Source organism: Inquilinus sp. OTU3971, from assembly GCF_038440215.1.
Genome location: NZ_JASATH010000091.1, coordinates 12,048 through 31,234 on the forward strand (window position 1 = coordinate 12,048; position 19,187 = coordinate 31,234).

The following is a 19,187-nucleotide window of genomic DNA, read 5'->3' on the forward strand; positions in this document are numbered from 1 at the left end:
GTGGCATCGTCCGTCATCTAGCCATTGATGCTGGCCTTCACTCGCGGGCTGCAGTTATTCCCTTGGGAGCGGACCGTGTTAAGACGATGGCGACGGCTGCGGAGACTAGCACCACACCCATCACATAGAATGCATCCGAGAAGGCCAGGATCAGCGACTGTTGAGCCACGAGCTTACCGAGCAGGATCTCGCCCTGGTGGTAGGATCGGGCCGCGTCCGGCACGCCATGGGCTTGGAAGTAATGTTGCATCCGGCTCAGGAAAGATTGTTCGGTGAGGTCGAACGGGGTGACTGACTGGCCGATGATGTTGGAATGGAACTGCTCGCGCTTGGTGATTACTGTCGCCAGCGCCGCTGTCCCGATCGCGCCGCCCAGGTTGCGCAGCATGTTGAACAGCCCTGAGGCGGCCGCAGACTCTGCCGGCAGGATTTGCGCCATCGCGATGCCAGTCAGCGGCGTCAGCAGGATGGCCTGGCCGAGTGCGCGGACGAGATTGGTGAGCACGAATTGCGACCCGGCGTTGTCAAAGCTGAGATGGGTGTTCATGAAGCAGCTGAGCGCGAAGATGGAGAGGCCGACGCACACCAGGACACGCGCATCAATGCGCTTCAGGAGCAGCGGAACGAACGGGATGATCAGCAATTGCGGTAGGCCCGAGGACGCGAGCACCAGACCGATCTGCTGCGCGTCATACCCCTGGACTTCGTCGAGGTAGGCCGGAAGAACGTAGACCGAACCGAACAGCGCGAATCCGACCATGATGTTGGCGAAGGTGCCGAGGCCGAAATTTCGCCTCGTCAGCAGCCGTAGCCGGACAGCTGGCGCCTTGCTCCTCAACTCGATCGTCACGAAGGCGATGAGCAGGACTGCAGCTGCGATGGCAAGGCGAATGATGACCGGTGAGTCGAACCATCCGTCCTGGTTGCCCTCGTCAAGCATGGTCTGCAGGCAGGCCAGCCCCGCGGCCATGGTGACAATACCCCACCAGTCGCCCTCCTTCAGCAGGTCGAGCTGCATTGGCCCGCGTTCGAGCGTGGGGAACAGCAGGCTGAGCATCAAGCTGCCGGGGATCAGGTTGACGAAGAAGATCCATGGCCAGCCAAACTGGTCGGTCAGGTAGCCGCCGATCGTCGGTCCGATCGCCGGCCCGAAGGTGGCGGTCATCGCGAAAGCAGCCAGGCCGATTGGCCGCTGCGCCGGCGGCAGCTTGGTCAGCACCATGGTGAAGGCCATCGGGATCATCACACCGCCGGTGAATCCCTGCAGGGCTCGGGTGACGATCATGGTGCCGAGATTGCCGGCGAAGGCGCAGGCGGCGGAGAAGATCAAGAACAGGATGAGATTGGTCAGCAGGAAGCGGCGGAAACCGAACACCCGGCTGAGATAATCCGTCAGCGGGATCATGATGATCTCGCCGATCAGGTAGGAGGTGGAGATCCAGGTGCCGTTGTCGGTCCCCGTGCCGATTCCACCCTCAATGTCAGGCAAAGAGGAGTTGACGATTTGGACGTCGAGCACCGCGATCAGCGCGCCGAGCATGCAGCCGCAGACGGCGAGCCAAGTCCGCAGCGATGCGCGCTCGGGGCCAGGGGAAAGGACCGAAGCACTCATGACGTCCGCCCTTCGGCCGGCGCGACGTCGCGGGTGTCGATGGTGGGGGTGACCGACATGCCGGGCCGCAGCCGGCCGGCCAGCGGATCGTCCGGGTCGATCCGGATCTTCACCGGGATGCGCTGGACGATCTTGGTGAAGTTGCCGGTGGCGTTGTCCGGCGGCAGCAATGCGAATTCCTGCCCGCTGGCGGGCGCAATGCTGTCCACGAAGCCGTGGACGGTCAGGCCGGAGAAGGTGTCGACCGACAGCGTGACCGGTTGTCCTGGCCGCACGTCGGCGAGTTGCGTCTCCTCGAAATTCGCCACCACGTAGGTCTTGGCCAGCGGCACCACCGACAGCAGCTGGGTGCCGGGCTCGACATACTGCCCCTCGCGCACCGAGCGGCCGCCGATCACGCCGTCGACAGGCGCGGTGATGATCGTGTAGCCAAGACTGATCTGCGCCTGCTGCAGCATCGCTTGGTTCTGCGCCAGCGTTGCCTGGGCCTCCGCCAGTTCTGCCGTCAGCGTTGCGACCTGTTTCTGCGCCGCGTCGAGTGCGGCGCCGTCCTTGGTGACCGTCGCCTGCGCGTCGGCGATCTGGGCCTGAGCCTGCTGCGCGTTCTGGACCGATCCGAAGCCGTCACGCGCCAGCGTGCCGTAGCGCTGGTTGTTCTGCTGGGCGTAGACCTCGGAAGCCTTATCGGCGTCGATCGTCGCCTGCGCCTCCGCGATCATCACTTGCTGCTGTGCGATCTGCGCCTCGTCCGTTGCGATCGCGGCCTGGGCCTGCTGTACCCCGGCCTGCGCCTTCCTCACTGCGGCGCTGTATTCGCTCTGGTCGATGATCGCGAGGACTTGCCCCGCCTTGACCTGCTGGTTGTCATCGACGAACAGCGAGGTGATGTTCCCGGCGACCTGGGGGGCGATCATCACCGTGTCGGCCTGCACATACGCATCGTCGGTGGACACCTCGAAGCGCCACTGTGTCCAGTATGTCCAGGCTGCGAATCCGCCGCCGGCGAGGACCGCCATAATCAGGGCGACGGGCGCCACCCGGCGAGCCATGCTGCGCCGCTTCTGCGCGGCGCCACTCTTGTCAGGCGCGCCAACGGTCGCGGACAAAAGGTTCACCGGCGGTCCGTTGAACTCGGCCGTATCGATGTGTGAAGCGGCGATGGTCATCGTGACACCCTCTGCTTGTGCCCGTGTGCGTCGAGACTGTCACAGGATGGCGGAGGGGGCGTGGTGGACATATTCCACTGTCGTTCGGCACCGGCAGGCGTTTCGTCGGTGTCGAATAGACCTAGGTATAGCCGCTGCAGCTGCTTACAGGCCCGGAGTCAGTGTAGCTGGGTCTCGCGTTGCAGCGCCGAAACCAGGCATCCGATCAGCACCTCAGCATCGACCGGCTTTTCGAGGTAAGCGAGAGCACCGCCAGCCAGGGCGTTTGATCGCGTCACCCCGTCAGCATCCGAGGTCATGAAGATCATCGGGTAGTGGCGACCCTGCGCGTTCAGGCGTGCCTGCAGATCGAGGCCGGTCATGCCCCCCATCCGGACATCGACGACCATGCAGGCCACGTCGGCTCGGCCCGAGGAGGCCAGAAAATCCTCTGCCGAGGCGAATGGCAGCGCACGATAGCCCAGCGAAGACAGGAGATCCTCCAGTGCCTCGCGAATGGCCTGATTGTCGTCGATAACGGCGATGAGGGGGGAATGGGACACGATACCTCGACGGGCGGTGAAGCGGGACTGTTGCCCGCCTGTCCTAGATAGTCGGAGTGTCGCTAGCCGGGTACCATACGCAAGTGGAGGGTCAGGCAGCCGTCAGTTCAGTGCATGTAAATGTTCAGTGCCCTAACAATTCCGCCCTGCGCACCAGGTCGGCGACCGACCTGACCGCCATCTTCCGCATGACATTGCCGCGGTGCAGCTTGACCGTGATCTCGCTGATGCCGAGCAGGCCGGCGATCTGCTTGTTCATCAGCCCCTTCACCACTGCCACCATCACCTCCGTCTCCCGCGGGGTCAGGGTGGCCGCCAGCGCCGCCACCTCCTTCGCCGCCGCGGCGTCACGGCGCTGCCCCATGTCCTTGTCGATGGCAGCGGCCACCGCATCCAGCATGTCCTGGTCGCGGAACGGCTTGGTCAGGAAATCCGTCGCCCCGGCCTTCATCGCCCGTACGCTCATCGGGATGTCGCCATGGCCGGTCATGAAGATGATCGGGCGGGTGTTGCCGCTGCGCGCCAGCTGGGCCTGCAGGTCCAGCCCGCTGAGTCCCGGCAGGCGGACGTCGAGCACCAGGCAGCCGGGCCGGTCGGCCGGGGCAGCGTCGAGCAGCTCCCGGGTCGAGCCGAAGCTTTTCGCCTCGATCCCGACCGAGCGCAGCAGATCGGCCAGCGCCTCGCGGATGCCTTCGTCGTCGTCGACGATGAGGACGAGGGGCGTGGCAACGGACGCGGTCCCGGCTGGTGCGTTCATGACATTTGCGTGGTGTCGCAGTCCGCGGCAGCGCGAACTCGAATACCGCTCCCCCTGCTTGTTATGTCCGGCTGTCGATCGAAGCCCGGACGTGCTTGAAGAAGGACCGATGATGAGCCTGAGGCCGGCGCTCACCAACCGTCAAGCTGCCGGGCGCCCCGTATCGGCGGAATCCCGAGCCCTGAGAACCCGATGCCGATCGGAGCCGCCGGTCAGAGGGCCATGCCGCCCGACACCTCGATGCGCTGGGCATTCACCCACCGGTGATCCTCCGACAACAGGGACGCAATCATAGGGCCGATATCTTCCGGCAACCCGGCACGCCCGAGAGCCGTCATGTCCGCCACCCGCTTGTTCAGCTCGGGATTGTCCCGAACCATCCCGCCGCTGAAATCGGTCGTAATGGCGCCAGGCGCAACCGTGTTGACGGCAATTCGCCGCGGCCCCAGCTCTTTTGCCATATAGCGGGTCAGCACCTCGACCGCTCCCTTCATCGACGCGTAGGCACCACTGCCCGGCACCGTGATGCGGGTCAGCCCGGTCGAGATGTTCACGATGCGCCCGCCGTCGTTGATGAGCGGCAGCAGCTTCTGTGTGAGAAGGAAGACGCCCTTGAAATGAATATTGTAGAGGGCGTCGAGCTCCTCCTCGGTCGTGTTCTCGAAAGCATTGTGGTGGGATATGCCGGCATTGTTCACGAGGTAGTCGAACCGCTGGGCGCCAAGATCGGTGAGCAGGGCCGTGAGGTTTGACACGAACGCGCCGAACGATGCGGTCTTGCTGGTGTCGAGCTGCAGCGCCAAGGCCTTGCCGCCGGCTTCCGTGGCGAGTTCGACGACCTTGTCCGCCTCCTCCCTGCTGGTGTTGTAGGTGAACACGGACTCGACTCCGCGCTTGGCGAGATTCAGGACAATCGAGCGACCCAGGCCTCGGCTGCCGCCTGTGACGACCGCGATTTTCCGAGGCCCGGTCAAAGACATGATGCTGGTCATCTTTGCACTCCTTCTTGGATGATGGTGCATGACGATGCAGGTGCAACGCTGTGGTTCGACGGAGATCCGCGCTACCGCGGGAAGAGCACGGCAATGGCGATTGCCATCGTCACGATGCTGAACACGGTGCTGGCGATCACCATGGATCCCGCCGTCTGCGAATCCAGGCGGTAGTTCACGGCGAACAGGATGCCGAAGAACCCCGACGGCACCGCCGCCAGCAGGATGGCCACCTTCGCGGTTTCGGCCGAGACCGGCAGGATGAACACGACCACGGCGGTCAGCAGCGGCCGGATGATGTCGGCCGCCCCGGTGGCCCTGACGACCTTCCAGTCCAGCCGGAAGGACTGGGCCGACAGGACCAGGCCGGTGAGGAACAGGGCGACGCCGGCGGCGGCATGCCCGATCAGCAGCAGGCAGGCATCGGCGACCGGGCCGAGCCTCAGCTCCGACAGCGAGAGCGCGATGCCGAGCGCGGGCGCCAGGACCACCGGCTTGGTCAGCGCGCGCCGCAGGGCCCCGAGGATCCGCACGGTCATTGGTTCGGCAGCAGCGCCATCCTTCACGCCATAGATTTCGAGGAGGATCAGCGTGAGCGGGCTGACGAGGATGGAGCCGGCCGCCAGGGTGACGGCGACCGGGACGGCCCCGGCCGGGCCGAGCACCGCGGACACGATGGGAAGCCCGACCCCCGCGAGATTCGGAAAGGCGATCGTCAGGGCCTGGAGCGAGGCATCCTCCTTGTCGATCTTCGAGGATGCATGCTGAAAGAGGTACCATGCCAGGTACAGCAGCAGCATGACCCCGCCGGAGATCGCGAAGAGCGGCGCCTGCGCCAGCATCTCGCTGCGCGGCGCCGATGCGGTCGCCGCGAACACGGAGGCCGGCAGGGCGAAGTCCATCACGAGTTTGTTCAGGCTTTCGACGTGATGGTTTTCGACGATGTGCATTCGTCCGGCGGCATATCCAAGTCCCATCACGAAGAACACCGGCGCCAGCGCCAGCAGGATTGCGTCGGACAACATGGAACGGCCTCCACTTGCGGATGACAGGGGCGATGCGCAGGCCCATCGCCGCGCAGACCGTCCATGTCATCGGTCAAGGCTAGGGACGAAGCCGCACGCCGCACCATCGCACGTTGGATCGTTGCCGCTCCGTGTTCGTAGAGCAGAACCTATACTTAGGTCTTGAACGATAGTCTGAACCGACAGTTTTCGTTTGCCTGCCGGCGACGACGATCCGGTCTGCGGCACTATACCAAAGTATTTAACCGGCGACCGGAATGCAGGGTCTCGCCAGCCCTCCTGTCCAATGGAGGGGCGGCCGGGGACCACCGTACCGTTCATCCCGTGGTCCCGACGACAAGCCTTCCGGGTCGCTCGGAGACCTCTCCCGATGCTCAAACAATCGAGGTGGTCTCATGTCCCCGTTCCACGGCAAGCGCATTCTCCTGCTGGCGTCGCTGCTGGCCTCCGTCGCTCCCACGGTTGCGTCGGCCGCCCCCGCCGCGCCGATCAAGAACATCGTGCTGGTCCACGGCGCCTGGGTCGACGCCTCCGGCTGGAAGCCGGTCTACGACATCCTGACCCGGGACGGCTTCCACGTGACCATGGTGCAGCAGCCACTGACCAGCCTGGCGGCCGACGTCGCCGCCACCAAGCGCGTCCTCGACCAGCAGGACGGACCCACCGTCCTGGTCGCCCACAGCTATGGCGGGTCGATCATCACCGAGGCCGGCGAGGACCCGCATGTCGCGGCCCTGGTCTATGTCGCGGCCCACGCCCCTGATGTCGGCGAGGACGAGGCCGCGCTCGGCAAGAAGATGCCGAGCGTCACCTCACAGCTGCCCGGCGCGGTGGTGAAGACGGCGGACGGCTATACGTATCTGCGGCCGGACCTTTTCCCCTCCCATTTCGCCGCCGACCTGCCGCTCGACCAGGCGAAGTTCGAGGCCCAGTCCCAGGTCCTGACCGCGGCGGCGGTGTTCTCGACGCCGATGACCGCGGCAGCCTGGAAGACCAAGCCGAGCTGGGGCATCGTCGCCGGCGCCGACAAGATCATCAATCCGGACCTCGAGCGCTTCTATTACGAGCGCGCCCACAGCCACGTCACGGTGATCGAGGGCGCCAGCCACTCGGTCTACGAATCCCGCCCGAAGGAGGTCGCCGCCGTCATCGAGCAGGCCGCGCGGTCGGCCGAGACGGTCGCAGCCAAGTAAGCCGCTCCCGCCGCCCGGCCCGTCAGGCGGGCCGGGCGAGCCCGATCCCAATCCCTCCCCAGCAGTCGACGGAGGCGTAAGCGATGACCGTCCAATCGAAGGTCCCGGCTGAGCGCGCATGGGATACCGGAAGACAATCCCGCGAGCAGCGCCTGGCTGCGGCCGGCCGCTACGCCAGAGGCAAGCTGGTCGCGCCCGATGATGCGACCAGGTTGCTCGAGGCGGTGATACGCCCGGGAGACCGCGTCTGCCTGGAGGGGGACAACCAGAAGCAGGCGGATTTCCTCGCGCGCAGCCTCGCCGCGGTAGACCCGAGCACCGTCCGGGACCTGCACATCGTGCAGTCCGGGCTGGTCCTCGCCGAACATCTCGACCTGTTCGAGGCCGGGATCGCCCGCCGGCTCGATTTCTCCTATTCCGGGCCGCAGGGCGCCGCGCTGGCGCGGGCGCTCAACGCCGGAAAGATCGAGCTCGGCGCGATCCACACCTATCTCGAGCTGTTCTCGCGCTACTTCGTCGACCTGACGCCGCATGTGGCGTTGACCGTCGCGCGCTGCGCCGACCGAGACGGCAATCTCTATATGGGCCCGAACACGGAAGATTCTCCCGTGGTCATCGAGGCCACCGCGTTCAAGCAGGGCATAGTCATCGCCCAGGTGAACGAGATCGTCGACAAGGTGCCGCGCGTCGACGTGCCCGGCGACCGGGTCGACTTCGTGGTCGTCGCGCCCGAGGCCTTCTATGTCGAGCCGCTGTTCACCCGGGATCCGGCGCAGATCACCGAGACCCAGATCCTGACCGGCATGCTGGCGATCCGGGGGATCTACGAGGAATATGGCGTCCGGCGGCTGAACCACGGGATCGGGTTCAACACGGCCGCGATCGAGCTGCTGCTGCCGACCTATGCCGAGCGGCTGGGTCTGAAGGGGCGCATCGCCACCCATTTCGCCCTGAACCCGCATCCCACCCTGATCCCGGCGATCGAGACCGGCTGGGTGCAGCAGGTCCACAGCTTCGGGTCGGAGGTGGGCATGGATGTGTATATGCGCGCCCGCCCGGATATCTTCTTCACCGGCCGTGACGGTTCGATGGCGTCGAACCGCATGTACTGCCAGGCCGCCGGCCTGTACGCGACCGACCTGTTCATCGGGTCGAGCCTGCAGATCGACCTGCAGGGCAACAGCTCGACCGTGACGCGCGACCGGATCGCGGGGTTCGGCGGCGCGCCGAACATGGGCTCCGATCCGCATGGCCGTCGCCATGCCAGCGAAGCCTGGCTGAAGGCGGGACGGGAAGCGGCGGACGGGCAGACGCAGCTGCCGCGCGGCCGCAAGCTGGTGGTGCAGATCGTCGAGACCTTCGGCGACAAGCTTATCCCGACCTTCGTCGAGCAGCTCGACAGCATCCAGCTCGCCGAGGCGCTGCGCCTCGATCTCCCGCCGGTGATGATCTATGGCGACGACGTCAGCCACATCGTCACCGAGGAGGGGATCGCGAATCTCCTGCTCTGCCGCACTGCGTATGAGCGCGAGCAGGCGATCCGTGGCGTGGCCGGGTATACGCCGGTCGGCCGCGCTCGCGACCGCCGCGTGGTCGAGGAGCTGCGGGCTCGCAAGGTGATCCGCCGGCCGGAAGATCTCGGCATCGATCCGCTCGACACCCACAAGAGCCTGCTCGCCGCGCACTCCGTCAAGGAGCTGATGCACTGGTCGGGCAATCTCTATGACCCGCCCCGCAAATTCCGGAACTGGTAGGAGGCTGCCATGGTGATCATCAAGCTTCGCTACGCCCCTGGCCGCCCGGCTCCGGGGCACGTCGCGAGCGCCATCGTCGGTGTCGTCGCATCCGGCAACCTCGAAATTCTGCTCGAACGCACGCTGCCGGAGACCGAGTGCTCGGTCGAGATCGCCACGCCGGTGCGCGGCTATGACGAGGTCTGGCAGGCGGTCATCGCCGATTTCGTCGAGCGCGTCTCTCCGGGCGGGCTGCGCATCTCGATCAACGACGGCGGGGCTCGGCCGGACACGGTCGCGCTGCGACTGATGCAGGGCGTCAGGATGATGGAGGCGGCACGATGAATGACAATGCGATCCGCCAGTCTGCCAGCCGCGACGCCGCGAGCTGGTTCCTGGCCTCCGCCCGCGAGCGCCTCGCCGGTCTGCTCGACCCGGGCAGCTTCCTCGAGATCCTGCCGCCGTCGGACCGCGTGCAGAGCCCTCATCTGGCGCTGTTCGATCTTCCTGCCGCGTTCGACGACGGCATGGTCATCGGGCGCGGGCGCCTCGACGGCCGGGAGGTGCTGGTCGCCGCCCAGGAGGGGCAGTTCATGGGCGGCACCTTCGCCGAGGTGAGCGGGGCGAAGCTGGTCGGCCTGCTTCGGGCGGCGCGCGACCGTGCCGATCTCCCCGTCCTGCTGCTGCTCGACAGCGGCGGCGTGCGGCTGCAGGAGGCCAATGCCGGCGAGCTCGCCGTCGCCGAGGTGATGCGGGCGATCGCCGAAGCCCGGAGCGCCGGCGTCGCGGTCATCGCTCTCGTCGGCGGACGGGCAGGGGCCTTCGGCGGCGCCGGCCTCACCGCCGCCACCTGTTCGCGGATCGCGATCTCCGAGCAGGGCCGGCTCGGCGTCACCGGCCCCGAGGTGATCGAGACCAATCAGGGGGTCGAGGAGTTCGACTCCAAGGACAAGGCCCTGGTCTGGAGCGTCACCGGCGGCCGGACGCGCCGCCTGATCGGGGGCGCCGACACCTATGCCATGGATACGATGGCCGGCTTCCGCGAGGCCGCTCTCGCCCTGCTCGACCGGGTGCCGGCGTTCGACCTGCGGACGCTGCAGGCCGAGCAGGAGAGGCTCGCGGCGCGGCAGGCCCGGCTCGGCGGCTGCAGCAGCGCCACCGAGATGTGGGCCATCCTCGGCATCGCCGATCCGGAGGGCGTTCGGGACATGGACGACGAGGCGTTCGCCGCACTCGCCGCCAAGGTGAAAGGACTGGATCATGACGGTCGATGAGATCCTGGCGGGGCTGTTCCCCGCCGGGCACGATGTGGTCGTGCGCTCCGACAAGCTGATTATGGGAGCCGGCCGGCGTGGGAAAGGCGGCACGGTCGAGGTGATCGGCATCGCCGACGGGGAGCCGCTCGGGATCGACGGCGTCCTGCCCCTGGCTGAACGGGTGCTGCGTGTGATCGCGGCCGGTGGCGACACGCCGATCCTGGTGATGGTGGACACACGCAGCCAGCGCATGGCCCGTCGCGACGAGATGCTCGGCCTCAACGAATATCTCGCGCATCTCGCCAAATGCCTGCTGCTGGCCAGCCGGGAAGGGCATCGCACGGTCGGGCTGAACCACGGCAAGGCGGCCGCCGGTGCGTTCCTCGCCACCGGATTGGCGACGGACATTCTCGTCGCCCTGCCGGGGGCGGAGCCTGCGGTGATGGATCTGCCGTCGATGGCGCGGGTCACCAAGCTGCCGGAAGACACCCTCAGGGTGCTGTCGCAAACGACCCCCGTCTTCGCGCCCGGCCTCGCCTCCATGACCGAGGTCGGAGCGGTCGCGGAGATCTGGGATCCGCGCGAGCCGCTCGGCGCCCAGCTCGAAGCGGCCCTGGCGGGCGGTTCGGGCTACGACGCCAGGGATGATCTCGGTGCCGCGCGCGGCGGCCGGCGCGTGGCGTCGGAGCTGGCGCGGCGCGTGGCGGCGCAGGCCACGGGGGACCGCCATGCTGCAACGTCATGACCTGCTGCGCGTGACGCCGGACGGGTGGCCGGCGGTACTGGCCGCATCGCCCGGCTTCCAGGACCTGGAGTACGGGCCGCGCCGGCTCGTCGCCGGCTGGGCGGAACGCGGCTGGCCGGTGATCGCACGCCGCCCGGCCGCCGAGGAGGGGGAGGGCGGCGTCGCCGTCGGCCTGCCCCTGCCACCGGCCTACGGCAAGCTGCGCCTCGCGTTGTCCATCCCCGCCGGGCTGGTGGCGGAGCCCGTCGCCGCCGTCCCGCTCAGTGCGGCGGCGGGCTCTGTCCCGGCGGGCTGGTGGTCGCAGGTCGGAAGGCTGATCGCCCTGGGCGAACGGCTGGCGCTGCGGCCGATTCTGTTTGGCGCCCTGCTGTGGCAACGCCTGACCGGCTTGCCCTACCTTCGACCCGGATCGGACATCGACCTGATCTGGCCCGGGCCAACGGCGACGGCACTGCCCGACCTGCTCGACACGCTCGACCGGCTGGACACCGCCGGCCCGGTGCGGCTCGACGGCGAGATCGCCCTGTCAGCCGGCAGCGGGGTGAACTGGCGGGAGCTGCGGCAGGAGTTCCGGCGGCCCGGCGGGGCCGTGCTCGTCAAATCCATGGACGGAGCGGACATCCGATGCGTGCACACTCTCTTCGCGTGAGCCGACCGGCGCAGGACGCCGGCGTCACGCGCCGGCAGCCGGTATCCGGCCTGCCCGTTGCGATCGCCGAGCGGCTGGCCGACATGGCCGCCGCGGCGCTCGTCGCCGAGCTGGAAACCTGGCCGAAGCCCGGCCTGGTGAGCCATGTCGACAGCGGCAGCCACGTCGACATGGACCACACCACCTTCCGCCGCAGCGCCGCTGCGATCCGCCCCTTCTTTGGCTGCCTGGCCACGGCCGGCGGGGCGGGGGCGGAGATGGACCAGCTCCGGCAGATCGGACGGGAGGCCGAGGCGGCCATGCTCGCCGCCACCGGCGGCGTGAACACCCATCGCGGCGCGATCTTCGGCCTCGGGCTGCTCTGCGCCGCGGCCGGCGCGGCCTCGGCGGAAGATACGCGCCTCTCCGCCGCGCGGCTGACGGACATCGTCGCCCGGCGTTGGGGCGATGCGATCCTGCGCGGTCCGATTCCGCTCCGCAGCCACGGCACCGACGTGCTGCGCCGGTTCGGGGCAGGGGGCGCCCGCGTGGAGGCTGCGGCCGGCTTCCCGCTGGTGCGGGAGATCGGGCTGCCGGCCCTGCAGCAGGGACGCGCGCTCGCCCGGGAGGAAGGAGCCGCCCGAATCCAGGCCTTCTTCGCCCTGATGGCCGAGGTCGAGGACACGAACCTGCTGCATCGCGGCGGTGCCGCCGGGCTGCAGGATGCCCAACGCGTGGCCCGGCAGTTCCTGGCCGCCGGAGGCGCGGGGCAGGGCGAGTGGGAGGCTCGTGCGGTGGCGATCCACCAAGCGTTCGTCCGGCGCCGCCTCAGCCCCGGCGGATGCGCGGACCTGCTCGCCGCCACGATCTTCCTCGATGCCGTCGAGAGCAGACTGTGACGGGCGTCGCCATCCTCTGCTCCGGGCAGGGTGCCCAGGCCGCAGGCATGTTCGACCTGATCAGCGATGCGCCCGAGGCGGCGCCCGTCTTCGCGGCCGCCCGGCGCGTGCTCGACGGCCGGGACCCGCGGGATCTCGTCCGTCAGGCAAGCCCGGCCGAGCTGCACGCCAACAGGGCGGCGCAGATCCTCTGCTGCACCCAGGCGCTGGCGTATTGGGCGGTGCTGGGGCCGGCCTCGCCCCGTCCCGTCACCGCCGCAGGCTACAGCGCCGGCGAGCTGGCCGCGTGGGGAATCGCCGGTGTCATCGATGCGGAGACCGTGCTGGATCTGATGGCCAGACGGGCGATCCTCATGGACGAGGCCTCGCCCACCGCATCCGGGCTCGGCGCCGTGCTGGGCCTGCCGCGCACGGAGATCGAAGCGATCTGCCGGACGCATGATCTCCACATCGCCATCGTCAATGGGCCTCTGCACGTCCTCCTCGGCGGCGCCGTCGCCGATCTGGAGCCGGCCTTGGCAGAGGCCCAGCAGCGGGGGGCGGGCCGCGTCGTCATGCTGCCCGTGTCGGTCGCGTCGCACACGCCGTTGCTTCACGACGCCAGCGAGCGGTTCGGTGAGCTGCTTCGTCAGCGGATCACCGGGACGCGGCTGCCTCCAGGCCTGCGGCTGATCAGCGGCGTCGACGGCGCGCCCGTCTGGCGCCTCGAGGACGGACTGCGGAAGCTCGCCTTGCAGATCCGGCAGACAGTCGACTGGGCGGCATGCATGGATTCCTGCCGCGCCGCCCGCCCGCAGCGCGTGCTCGATTTGGGCCCCGGAGACGCCCTGGCGAGGATGGCCGGCGAGGCGATGCCGGACATCGCCGTCCGCAGCGTCACGGCATTCCAATCGCTGAACGGCATCCGCCATTGGCTCAATGCCTGACGCCGCGCCTTCAGCAAGACCAAGGTATAGGTCCCTCCCGACGAACGCAGGGCGTCGACGTCCCGATGTGCGATGGAGCGGCCTGCCGCCCCGAATCTAACCTGTGACGGCTTCGGAAATCACTGTCCCTGCCTGAACAGAGGAGGTCGACCATGCGCCGCAAATTGCTTCTCGCCGCCGTGGGGGTGGTGGCCGGGATCTCCAGCTCTCTCTTCGTCCTCGGCACTGATATTTTCGATCCCGTTTCATCCGCGGCGCCGATTCCGGTCGTGCCCCCCGTGGCCGTCGCCGAGGCGACCGTGACGAGGCAGGACGTGCCGATCGAGCTGGACGGGCTCGGCCGGGTCCAGGCCTTCAACACCGTCACCGTCCGCACCCAGGTCGAGGGGCAGATCCAGCAGATCGTCTTCAACCAGGGACAGACGGTGCAGCGGGGCGACCTGCTGGTCACGATCGATCCACGGATCTACCAGGCCAAGCTCGAGCAGGACCAGGCCACCTTGGCCCGCGACCAGGCGCATCTGGCCAATGCTCAGGCCAATCTCAACCGCTACAAGCCGCTGGAGCGCTCGGGCTACGCGACCGACCAGCAGGTCGACACCCAGCAGGCGATGATCGACCAGCTTCAGGCCTCGATCAAAGGCGACCAGGCGGTGATCGACCAGGACCAGGTCGAGCTCGGCTATACAAGGATCACGGCGCCGATCAGCGGCGTAACCGGATTCCGCCTGGTCGACGAGGGCAACGTCGTCCATCCGACCGACGCCAACGGCCTGGTCACCATCGCCCAGATCCAGCCGATCGCCGTCCTGTTCACGCTGCCGCAGGCGGCGCTGCCCGACATCCAGCGCCAGATGGCCAGCGCCGGGGCGGCCGGGCTGACGGTCGAGGCCTGGTCGCAGGATGGCGCGACCCGGCTCGACACCGGCAAGCTCGAGACCCTGGACAACACCGTGGATGCGGCCAGCGGCACGATCACGCTGCGGGCGGATTTCCCGAACGCGCAGAAGCTGCTGTGGCCGGGCGAGTTCGTCGAGGCCCGGCTGGTCCTGCGGGTGCAGCAAGACGGGCTGACGGTGCCCGCCGCCGTGGTGCAGCGTGGGCCGGCCGGTGCCTTCGCCTGGGTGGTGCGATCCAACGGGACCGTGGCGCCGCAGCCGATCCACGTGGCGCAGATGGTGCGCGGGACGGCGCTGGTCACCTCCGGCCTGACGGCGGGCCAGACCGTGGTCAGCGACGGGCAATACGGCCTGCAGCCGGGCGACACCGTGGCCGCGCGCAGCCCGGCCGAGACCACAGATGCGCCGCTGATGAACGCGCAGACCGACACGCTGGGGATCCAGCCATGAGCCGGAACACCGCGTCCAACGGCGGCCTCTCCGGCCCGTTCATCCGGCGGCCGATCGCCACCCTGATGCTGATGATCGGCCTCGTGCTGGTCGGCATCGTCGCCTATCGCTCCCTGCCGGTCGCGGCGCTGCCGTCGGTCGACCTGCCGACGATCCAGGTCACGGCGCAACTGCCCGGGGCCGACCCGGAGACCATGGCCTCCTCGGTGGCGACGCCGCTGGAGCGCCAGTTCGGCGAGATCCCCGGCCTGTCGCAGATGACCTCCGCCAGCGCCCTGGGCTTCACCCAGGTGACGCTGCAGTTCGACCCATCCCGCACCGTGGACTCCGCCGCCGGCGACGTGCAGGCGGCGATCAACGCCGCCGGCGGCGACCTGCCGAAGACCATGCCGACGCCGCCGACCTACCGCAAGACCAACCCGGCCGACACGCCGATCCTGATCCTGGCCCTGACCTCCGACACCCTGCCGCTGACGACGGTCGATGACTATGCCGAAAGCATCCTGGTGCAGAAGCTGTCGCAGGTGCCGGGCGTCGGGCTGGTCACCATCGGCGGGCAGCAGCAGCCGGCCATGCGGGTCGAAGTGAACCCGCAGCAGCTCGCCGCCCAGGGCCTGACGCTGGAGGACATCCGCACCGCGCTGTCCTCGATCACGGTCGACGATCCGAAGGGGACGCTCGAAGGCAAGCAGCAGGCCTATGCGCTGCAGACCAACGACCAGCTGACCACGCTCGCCAGCTACAATCAGGCCATCATCGGCTACAAGAACGGCGCGCCGATCCGGGTCAGCGACATCGGCCATGCCGAGATCGGCCCGGCCAACGACCAGCTGGCCGCCTGGTATGGCCGCCAGCGCGGCATCATCCTGGCGGTCCAGCGCCTGCCGGGCGCCAATGTGATCCAGACCGTCGACAGCATCCGGCGCGAGCTGCCGCAGCTCGAGGCGTCGCTGCCGCCGGCGATCAAGATCGCCGTGGTGTCCGACCGCACCACCACGATCCGCGCCTCGGTCGCCGACGTGCAGTTCACGCTGGTCCTGACCATCGGCCTGGTGGTGATGACCATCCTCCTCTTCCTGCGGAATGTCTGGGCGACGATCATCCCGGGGATCGCGGTGCCGATCTCGATCGTCGGCACCTTCGCGGCGATGGCCGTGCTCGGCTACTCGCTCGACAACCTGTCGCTGATGGCGCTGTCGGTCGCGGTCGGCTTCGTGGTCGACGACGCGATCGTGATGGTCGAGAACATCGTCCACCATCTGGAACAGGGCAAGACACCGCTGCAGGCAGCCCTGGACGGCGCCGGCCAGATCGGCTTCACCATCCTGTCGATCTCGGTGTCGCTGGTGGCGGTGTTCATCCCGCTGCTGCTGATGGGCGGCGTCGTCGGCAAGCTGTTCCAGGAGTTCGCCGTCACCGTCGCCGTCGCGATCGCCGTCTCGGCCCTGGTGTCGCTGACGCTGACGCCGATGCTCTGCGCCCGCCTGCTCAAGCCGGTGGCCGAAGGCCCGGCGCGGCACGGCCGGGTTTACCGGCTGCTCGAAGCCGGGTTCGAGCGCCTGGCCGCGGGCTACGAAGCGGCGCTCGACCGGGTGCTGCAGCACCAGCGCCCGGCCCTCCTGGTCATGATCGCGACCATCGCGCTGACCGGATACCTGTTCGTCACCATCCCGAAGGGCTTCTTCCCGCAGCAGGACACCGGCCTGATCGCCGGCGTCACCGAGGCGGCGCAGGACGTGTCCACCGGAGCCTTGGCCGAGAAGCAGCAGCAGGTCGTCGACGTGCTGCTGCGGGACCCGGCGGTCGCCTCGGTCGCCAGCTATATCGGGCCGGGCGGCACCAACCCGTCGCCGAACCAGGGGCGCATGTATATCTCACTGAAGCCGCAGGGGCAGCGTGGCCCGGACGCCACGGCCGACCAAGTGATCGCCCGGCTCGACAAGGCGCTGCAGCCGGTCACCGGCATCCGCCTCTACATGCAGGCCGCCCAGGACATCACGATCGGCGGCCGGACGGCCAAGACCCAGTACCAGTACACGCTGACCGACGTGAACGCGCAGGAGCTGGCGTCCTGGGCGCCCAAGGTGGTCGCCGCAGTGTCTCAGCTGCCCAGCGTCGTCGACGCGACCAGCGACCAGGAGAGCACGGGCCTGCAATTCTCGATCCAGATCGACCGGGACGCGGCGTCGCGCCTGGGCATCGCGCCGCAGGACGTCGACAACGCCCTGGACGACGCCTTCGGCCAGCGGGTCGTGACCAAGGTCTTCACCTCGCTCAACCAGTACTATGTGATCCTGGAGGTCGACCCGGCCTTCCGCCGCGGCCCCGACGCGCTGCAGTCGGTCTATCTGCGCTCCTCCGCCGGGCAGCCGGTGCCGCTGAGCGAGATCGCGCACCAGGTGCCGACGACGGCGCCGCTGGTGGTCAACCATCAGAGCCAGTTCCCGTCGGTCACGGTGTCCTTCAACCTGGCGCCGCACAGCTCGATCGGGACGGCGGTGGCCGATGTCGACCGCGCGGTGGCGGCGCTGCGCCTGCCGGCCAGCATCCAGGGCGCCTTTCAGGGCACGGCGCATGCCTATGAGACCGCCCTGGCCGGGCAGCCGGCCCTGATCGCGGCCGCGCTGGTCGCCGTCTACCTGATCCTCGGCATGCTGTACGAGAGCGCCGTCCACCCGGTGACGATCCTGTCGACCCTGCCCTCGGCCGGCCTCGGCGCGCTGCTGGCGCTGATGGCGGCGGGGATGCCGCTCGACGTGATCGGCATCATCGGCATCGTGCTGCTGATCGGCATCGTCAAGAAGAACGGCATCATGATGATCGACTTCGCCCTGGCGGCGGAGCGTGCGGGCAAGTCGCCGGTCGAGGCGGTGCGCGAGGCCTGCCTGTCGCGCTTCCGCCCGATCCTGATGACCACCATGTGCGCGATCCTGGGCGGCGTACCGCTGATGATCGGCACCGGCACGGGGTCGGAGATCCGCCAGCCCCTCGGCTACGCCATCGTCGGCGGGCTGATGGTCAGCCAGGTGCTGACGCTGTTCACCACGCCGATCGTGTACCTCTATCTGGGGCGCCTCGGCCGGGTGGTCCAACGGGTGCGGCAGGTTCTCAAGAGGACGTCACCAAAGATTCCCCAAGTCTGAGGAGAGAGATGAAGGGCTGATTTCAAGAAGATCAATTCCGTGCAGCAGTCGCGTCCCGACTGCGCGCGCCCGAATGGCCTCTGCGGCCGAATCTCGATTTTGCCTCAACGGTTAAGGAAATGTCCTGACTGGAGGAGCCCTGCCAATGGCCGGAATTGTCTAGGGCTTCGCATGCTGGCCCTGGCGCAGGAGGCTGGGCCGGGGAGCGGGGCCGGCGTCCGAAGCCCTAAACATAACCAGACACCGGACATCGACCGAACCCGCGGGATCCGGCCGTGCCGGCCAGTCCGGACACAAGGATCTCCGAGACCGGCCACCGGAAGGCCCTGCGCCGACGTCATCCGGATGACGCCGTCGATTGCCGGCCCGGTCAAGTTACACGCAAGGACCGTGGCGTCGATATCATCGTATAGTTTCGTGAAGGCGAGTGCTCGTGCACGTTTCATTTGTTACTGTGTTTCCATCGCGGTACTCGGAAGGGGCCTAAGCCTTCATTCAATTTGAAGGGGCTACGTACTCACTGAGCAATGGCCTTCTTATCTAGTGTACTGACCTAGAAGAATCACCAGAGGACTTGGAGAACAAGATGATGAAGCACCGAGGCTGAGTCATTTCGACCCCTAGGAGGATGTGGCGAGATGACTCAGTAAGACTAGACCAGTGTGAAGTGGACGCCGAGGGGTGAAGCCGATTGCGCATGCTCACCATGCGGTTCTTGGCTTTCCGGAATGAGCCTATCCATATCATTGATGCGGTTGCTCCTGCGGCGGCCAGCACGGTTCCCGGTCCGTCTATGATTGCGGCACCGGCGCGGACCAAGGACCTTCGACTGGGAAGGTGGTGCCGCGCAGGTTGAAGCCGGCCAACTTGGGGCGGCGGAAGCCGCGTATCCTGGCTCCGTGCTCGCAAGCGATTTTGTTCCTGCCCACGCGGAGGCAGGCTTGTGCTCAGGCTTGGTGGTGCTGGGCTCGGACTCGCCGCTCATCGTTCTCGGAAACGACGGTTTCTGAGAATTCTCAGCCGCTCACCGACGCTGCCTCGCGACCCGTGCCGTCGGATACGCCCGGGTGTCCACGCTCGACCAGTCCACCGACCTGCAGATCGAGGCGTTGCGCGCCGCCGGCTGCGAGAGGGTCTTTCAGGGGTCGTTTGCAGGAGAGGGCGAAATCCTACCCTAAGCACGGCCAGCGATAGTTGCCGGGTGAGTGTGATGTACCCCCA

At 67.8% G+C, this 19,187-nt stretch carries 16 protein-coding genes and 1 pseudogene; 11 read left to right on the forward strand and 6 right to left on the reverse strand.

The window, feature by feature from the left end; all coding sequences use genetic code 11:
* Window positions 1-37 precede the first annotated feature (37 nt).
* The 6 genes from AAHM41_RS21910 to AAHM41_RS21935 all read right to left on the reverse strand — a co-directional run bounded on the left by AAHM41_RS21910 (window position 38) and on the right by AAHM41_RS21935 (window position 6,094).
* The gene (locus AAHM41_RS21910; RefSeq protein ID WP_342238706.1) at window positions 38-1,612 is read right to left on the reverse strand and encodes a DHA2 family efflux MFS transporter permease subunit; all 1,575 of its coding nucleotides are present in this window, start codon (window positions 1,610-1,612) and stop codon (window positions 38-40) included.
* Window positions 1,609-2,778, reverse strand: coding sequence for an HlyD family secretion protein (locus AAHM41_RS21915; RefSeq protein WP_342238707.1), 1,170 nt, complete (start codon window positions 2,776-2,778; stop codon window positions 1,609-1,611). The genes AAHM41_RS21910 and AAHM41_RS21915 overlap by 4 nt, the downstream gene beginning before the upstream one ends.
* 158 nt (window positions 2,779-2,936) lie before the next feature.
* A complete protein-coding gene (locus tag AAHM41_RS21920) occupies window positions 2,937-3,320 on the reverse strand; it encodes a response regulator transcription factor (RefSeq protein ID WP_342238708.1) in 384 nt (127 codons plus the stop codon).
* 124 nt (window positions 3,321-3,444) lie between these two features.
* Window positions 3,445-4,077, reverse strand: a complete 633-nt coding sequence (locus AAHM41_RS21925) for a response regulator transcription factor (RefSeq protein WP_342238709.1) — start codon at window positions 4,075-4,077, stop codon at window positions 3,445-3,447.
* A 212-nt stretch (window positions 4,078-4,289) separates the two neighbouring features.
* Entirely contained in the window at window positions 4,290-5,069 is a 780-nt protein-coding gene (locus AAHM41_RS21930) for an SDR family NAD(P)-dependent oxidoreductase (protein WP_342238710.1), read from the reverse strand.
* A gap of 71 nt (window positions 5,070-5,140) precedes the next feature.
* On the reverse strand, window positions 5,141-6,094 hold the full coding sequence (locus AAHM41_RS21935) for an AEC family transporter (RefSeq protein ID WP_342238711.1): 954 nt from the start codon (window positions 6,092-6,094) through the stop codon (window positions 5,141-5,143).
* A 395-nt stretch (window positions 6,095-6,489) separates the two neighbouring features.
* Between AAHM41_RS21935 and AAHM41_RS21940 the strand changes: the two genes are divergently transcribed.
* The 11 genes and pseudogenes from AAHM41_RS21940 to AAHM41_RS21990 form a co-directional block, all read left to right on the forward strand.
* Entirely contained in the window at window positions 6,490-7,287 is a 798-nt protein-coding gene (locus AAHM41_RS21940) for an alpha/beta hydrolase (protein ID WP_342238712.1), read from the forward strand.
* Between the two features lie 83 nt (window positions 7,288-7,370).
* A complete protein-coding gene (mdcA, locus tag AAHM41_RS21945) occupies window positions 7,371-9,041 on the forward strand; it encodes a malonate decarboxylase subunit alpha (RefSeq protein ID WP_342238713.1) in 1,671 nt (556 codons plus the stop codon).
* 9 nt (window positions 9,042-9,050) lie between these two features.
* Window positions 9,051-9,365 carry a malonate decarboxylase acyl carrier protein gene (mdcC, locus tag AAHM41_RS21950; RefSeq protein ID WP_342238714.1) on the forward strand — a complete coding sequence of 105 codons (315 nt, stop codon included), beginning with the start codon at window positions 9,051-9,053 and terminating at the stop codon, window positions 9,363-9,365.
* On the forward strand, window positions 9,362-10,294 hold the full coding sequence (locus AAHM41_RS21955; RefSeq protein WP_342238715.1) for a biotin-independent malonate decarboxylase subunit beta: 933 nt from the start codon (window positions 9,362-9,364) through the stop codon (window positions 10,292-10,294). Before mdcC ends, AAHM41_RS21955 begins: the two co-directional genes overlap by 4 nt.
* Entirely contained in the window at window positions 10,281-11,021 is a 741-nt protein-coding gene (locus AAHM41_RS21960) for a biotin-independent malonate decarboxylase subunit gamma (protein WP_342238716.1), read from the forward strand. The genes AAHM41_RS21955 and AAHM41_RS21960 overlap by 14 nt, the downstream gene beginning before the upstream one ends.
* Complete coding sequence (gene mdcG / locus AAHM41_RS21965) at window positions 11,005-11,670, forward strand: malonate decarboxylase holo-[acyl-carrier-protein] synthase (protein ID WP_342238717.1); 666 nt, start codon at window positions 11,005-11,007, stop codon at window positions 11,668-11,670. Before AAHM41_RS21960 ends, mdcG begins: the two co-directional genes overlap by 17 nt.
* Window positions 11,667-12,548, forward strand: coding sequence for a triphosphoribosyl-dephospho-CoA synthase MdcB (gene mdcB / locus AAHM41_RS21970; protein ID WP_342238718.1), 882 nt, complete (start codon window positions 11,667-11,669; stop codon window positions 12,546-12,548). Before mdcG ends, mdcB begins: the two co-directional genes overlap by 4 nt.
* Entirely contained in the window at window positions 12,491-13,474 is a 984-nt protein-coding gene (locus AAHM41_RS21975; protein ID WP_342238719.1) for a malonate decarboxylase subunit epsilon, read from the forward strand. Before mdcB ends, AAHM41_RS21975 begins: the two co-directional genes overlap by 58 nt.
* 152 nt (window positions 13,475-13,626) lie before the next feature.
* On the forward strand, window positions 13,627-14,823 hold the full coding sequence (locus AAHM41_RS21980) for an efflux RND transporter periplasmic adaptor subunit (protein ID WP_342238720.1): 1,197 nt from the start codon (window positions 13,627-13,629) through the stop codon (window positions 14,821-14,823).
* On the forward strand, window positions 14,820-17,966 hold the full coding sequence (locus AAHM41_RS21985; protein WP_342238721.1) for an efflux RND transporter permease subunit: 3,147 nt from the start codon (window positions 14,820-14,822) through the stop codon (window positions 17,964-17,966). The genes AAHM41_RS21980 and AAHM41_RS21985 overlap by 4 nt, the downstream gene beginning before the upstream one ends.
* A gap of 1,061 nt (window positions 17,967-19,027) precedes the next feature.
* Window positions 19,028-19,144, forward strand: a pseudogene (locus tag AAHM41_RS21990) (recombinase family protein); the annotation flags it as partial.
* Window positions 19,145-19,187 lie beyond the last annotated feature (43 nt).

Bases quoted from the DNA above. Each gene is read 5' to 3' on its own strand.
- AAHM41_RS21910 (WP_342238706.1), bottom strand. From the start codon at position 1,612: ATGAGTGCTTCGGTCCTTTCCCCTGGCCCCGAGCGCGCATCGCTGCGG.
- AAHM41_RS21915 (WP_342238707.1), bottom strand. From the start codon at position 2,778: ATGACCATCGCCGCTTCACACATCGATACGGCCGAGTTCAACGGACCG.
- AAHM41_RS21925 (WP_342238709.1), bottom strand. From the start codon at position 4,077: ATGAACGCACCAGCCGGGACCGCGTCCGTTGCCACGCCCCTCGTCCTC.
- AAHM41_RS21930 (WP_342238710.1), bottom strand. From the start codon at position 5,069: ATGACCAGCATCATGTCTTTGACCGGGCCTCGGAAAATCGCGGTCGTC.
- AAHM41_RS21935 (WP_342238711.1), bottom strand. From the start codon at position 6,094: ATGTTGTCCGACGCAATCCTGCTGGCGCTGGCGCCGGTGTTCTTCGTG.
- AAHM41_RS21940 (WP_342238712.1), top strand. From the start codon at position 6,490: ATGTCCCCGTTCCACGGCAAGCGCATTCTCCTGCTGGCGTCGCTGCTG.
- mdcA (WP_342238713.1), top strand. From the start codon at position 7,371: ATGACCGTCCAATCGAAGGTCCCGGCTGAGCGCGCATGGGATACCGGA.
- mdcC (WP_342238714.1), top strand. From the start codon at position 9,051: ATGGTGATCATCAAGCTTCGCTACGCCCCTGGCCGCCCGGCTCCGGGG.
- AAHM41_RS21955 (WP_342238715.1), top strand. From the start codon at position 9,362: ATGAATGACAATGCGATCCGCCAGTCTGCCAGCCGCGACGCCGCGAGC.
- AAHM41_RS21960 (WP_342238716.1), top strand. From the start codon at position 10,281: ATGACGGTCGATGAGATCCTGGCGGGGCTGTTCCCCGCCGGGCACGAT.
- mdcG (WP_342238717.1), top strand. From the start codon at position 11,005: ATGCTGCAACGTCATGACCTGCTGCGCGTGACGCCGGACGGGTGGCCG.
- AAHM41_RS21975 (WP_342238719.1), top strand. From the start codon at position 12,491: ATGCGCGGACCTGCTCGCCGCCACGATCTTCCTCGATGCCGTCGAGAG.
- AAHM41_RS21980 (WP_342238720.1), top strand. From the start codon at position 13,627: ATGCGCCGCAAATTGCTTCTCGCCGCCGTGGGGGTGGTGGCCGGGATC.
- AAHM41_RS21985 (WP_342238721.1), top strand. From the start codon at position 14,820: ATGAGCCGGAACACCGCGTCCAACGGCGGCCTCTCCGGCCCGTTCATC.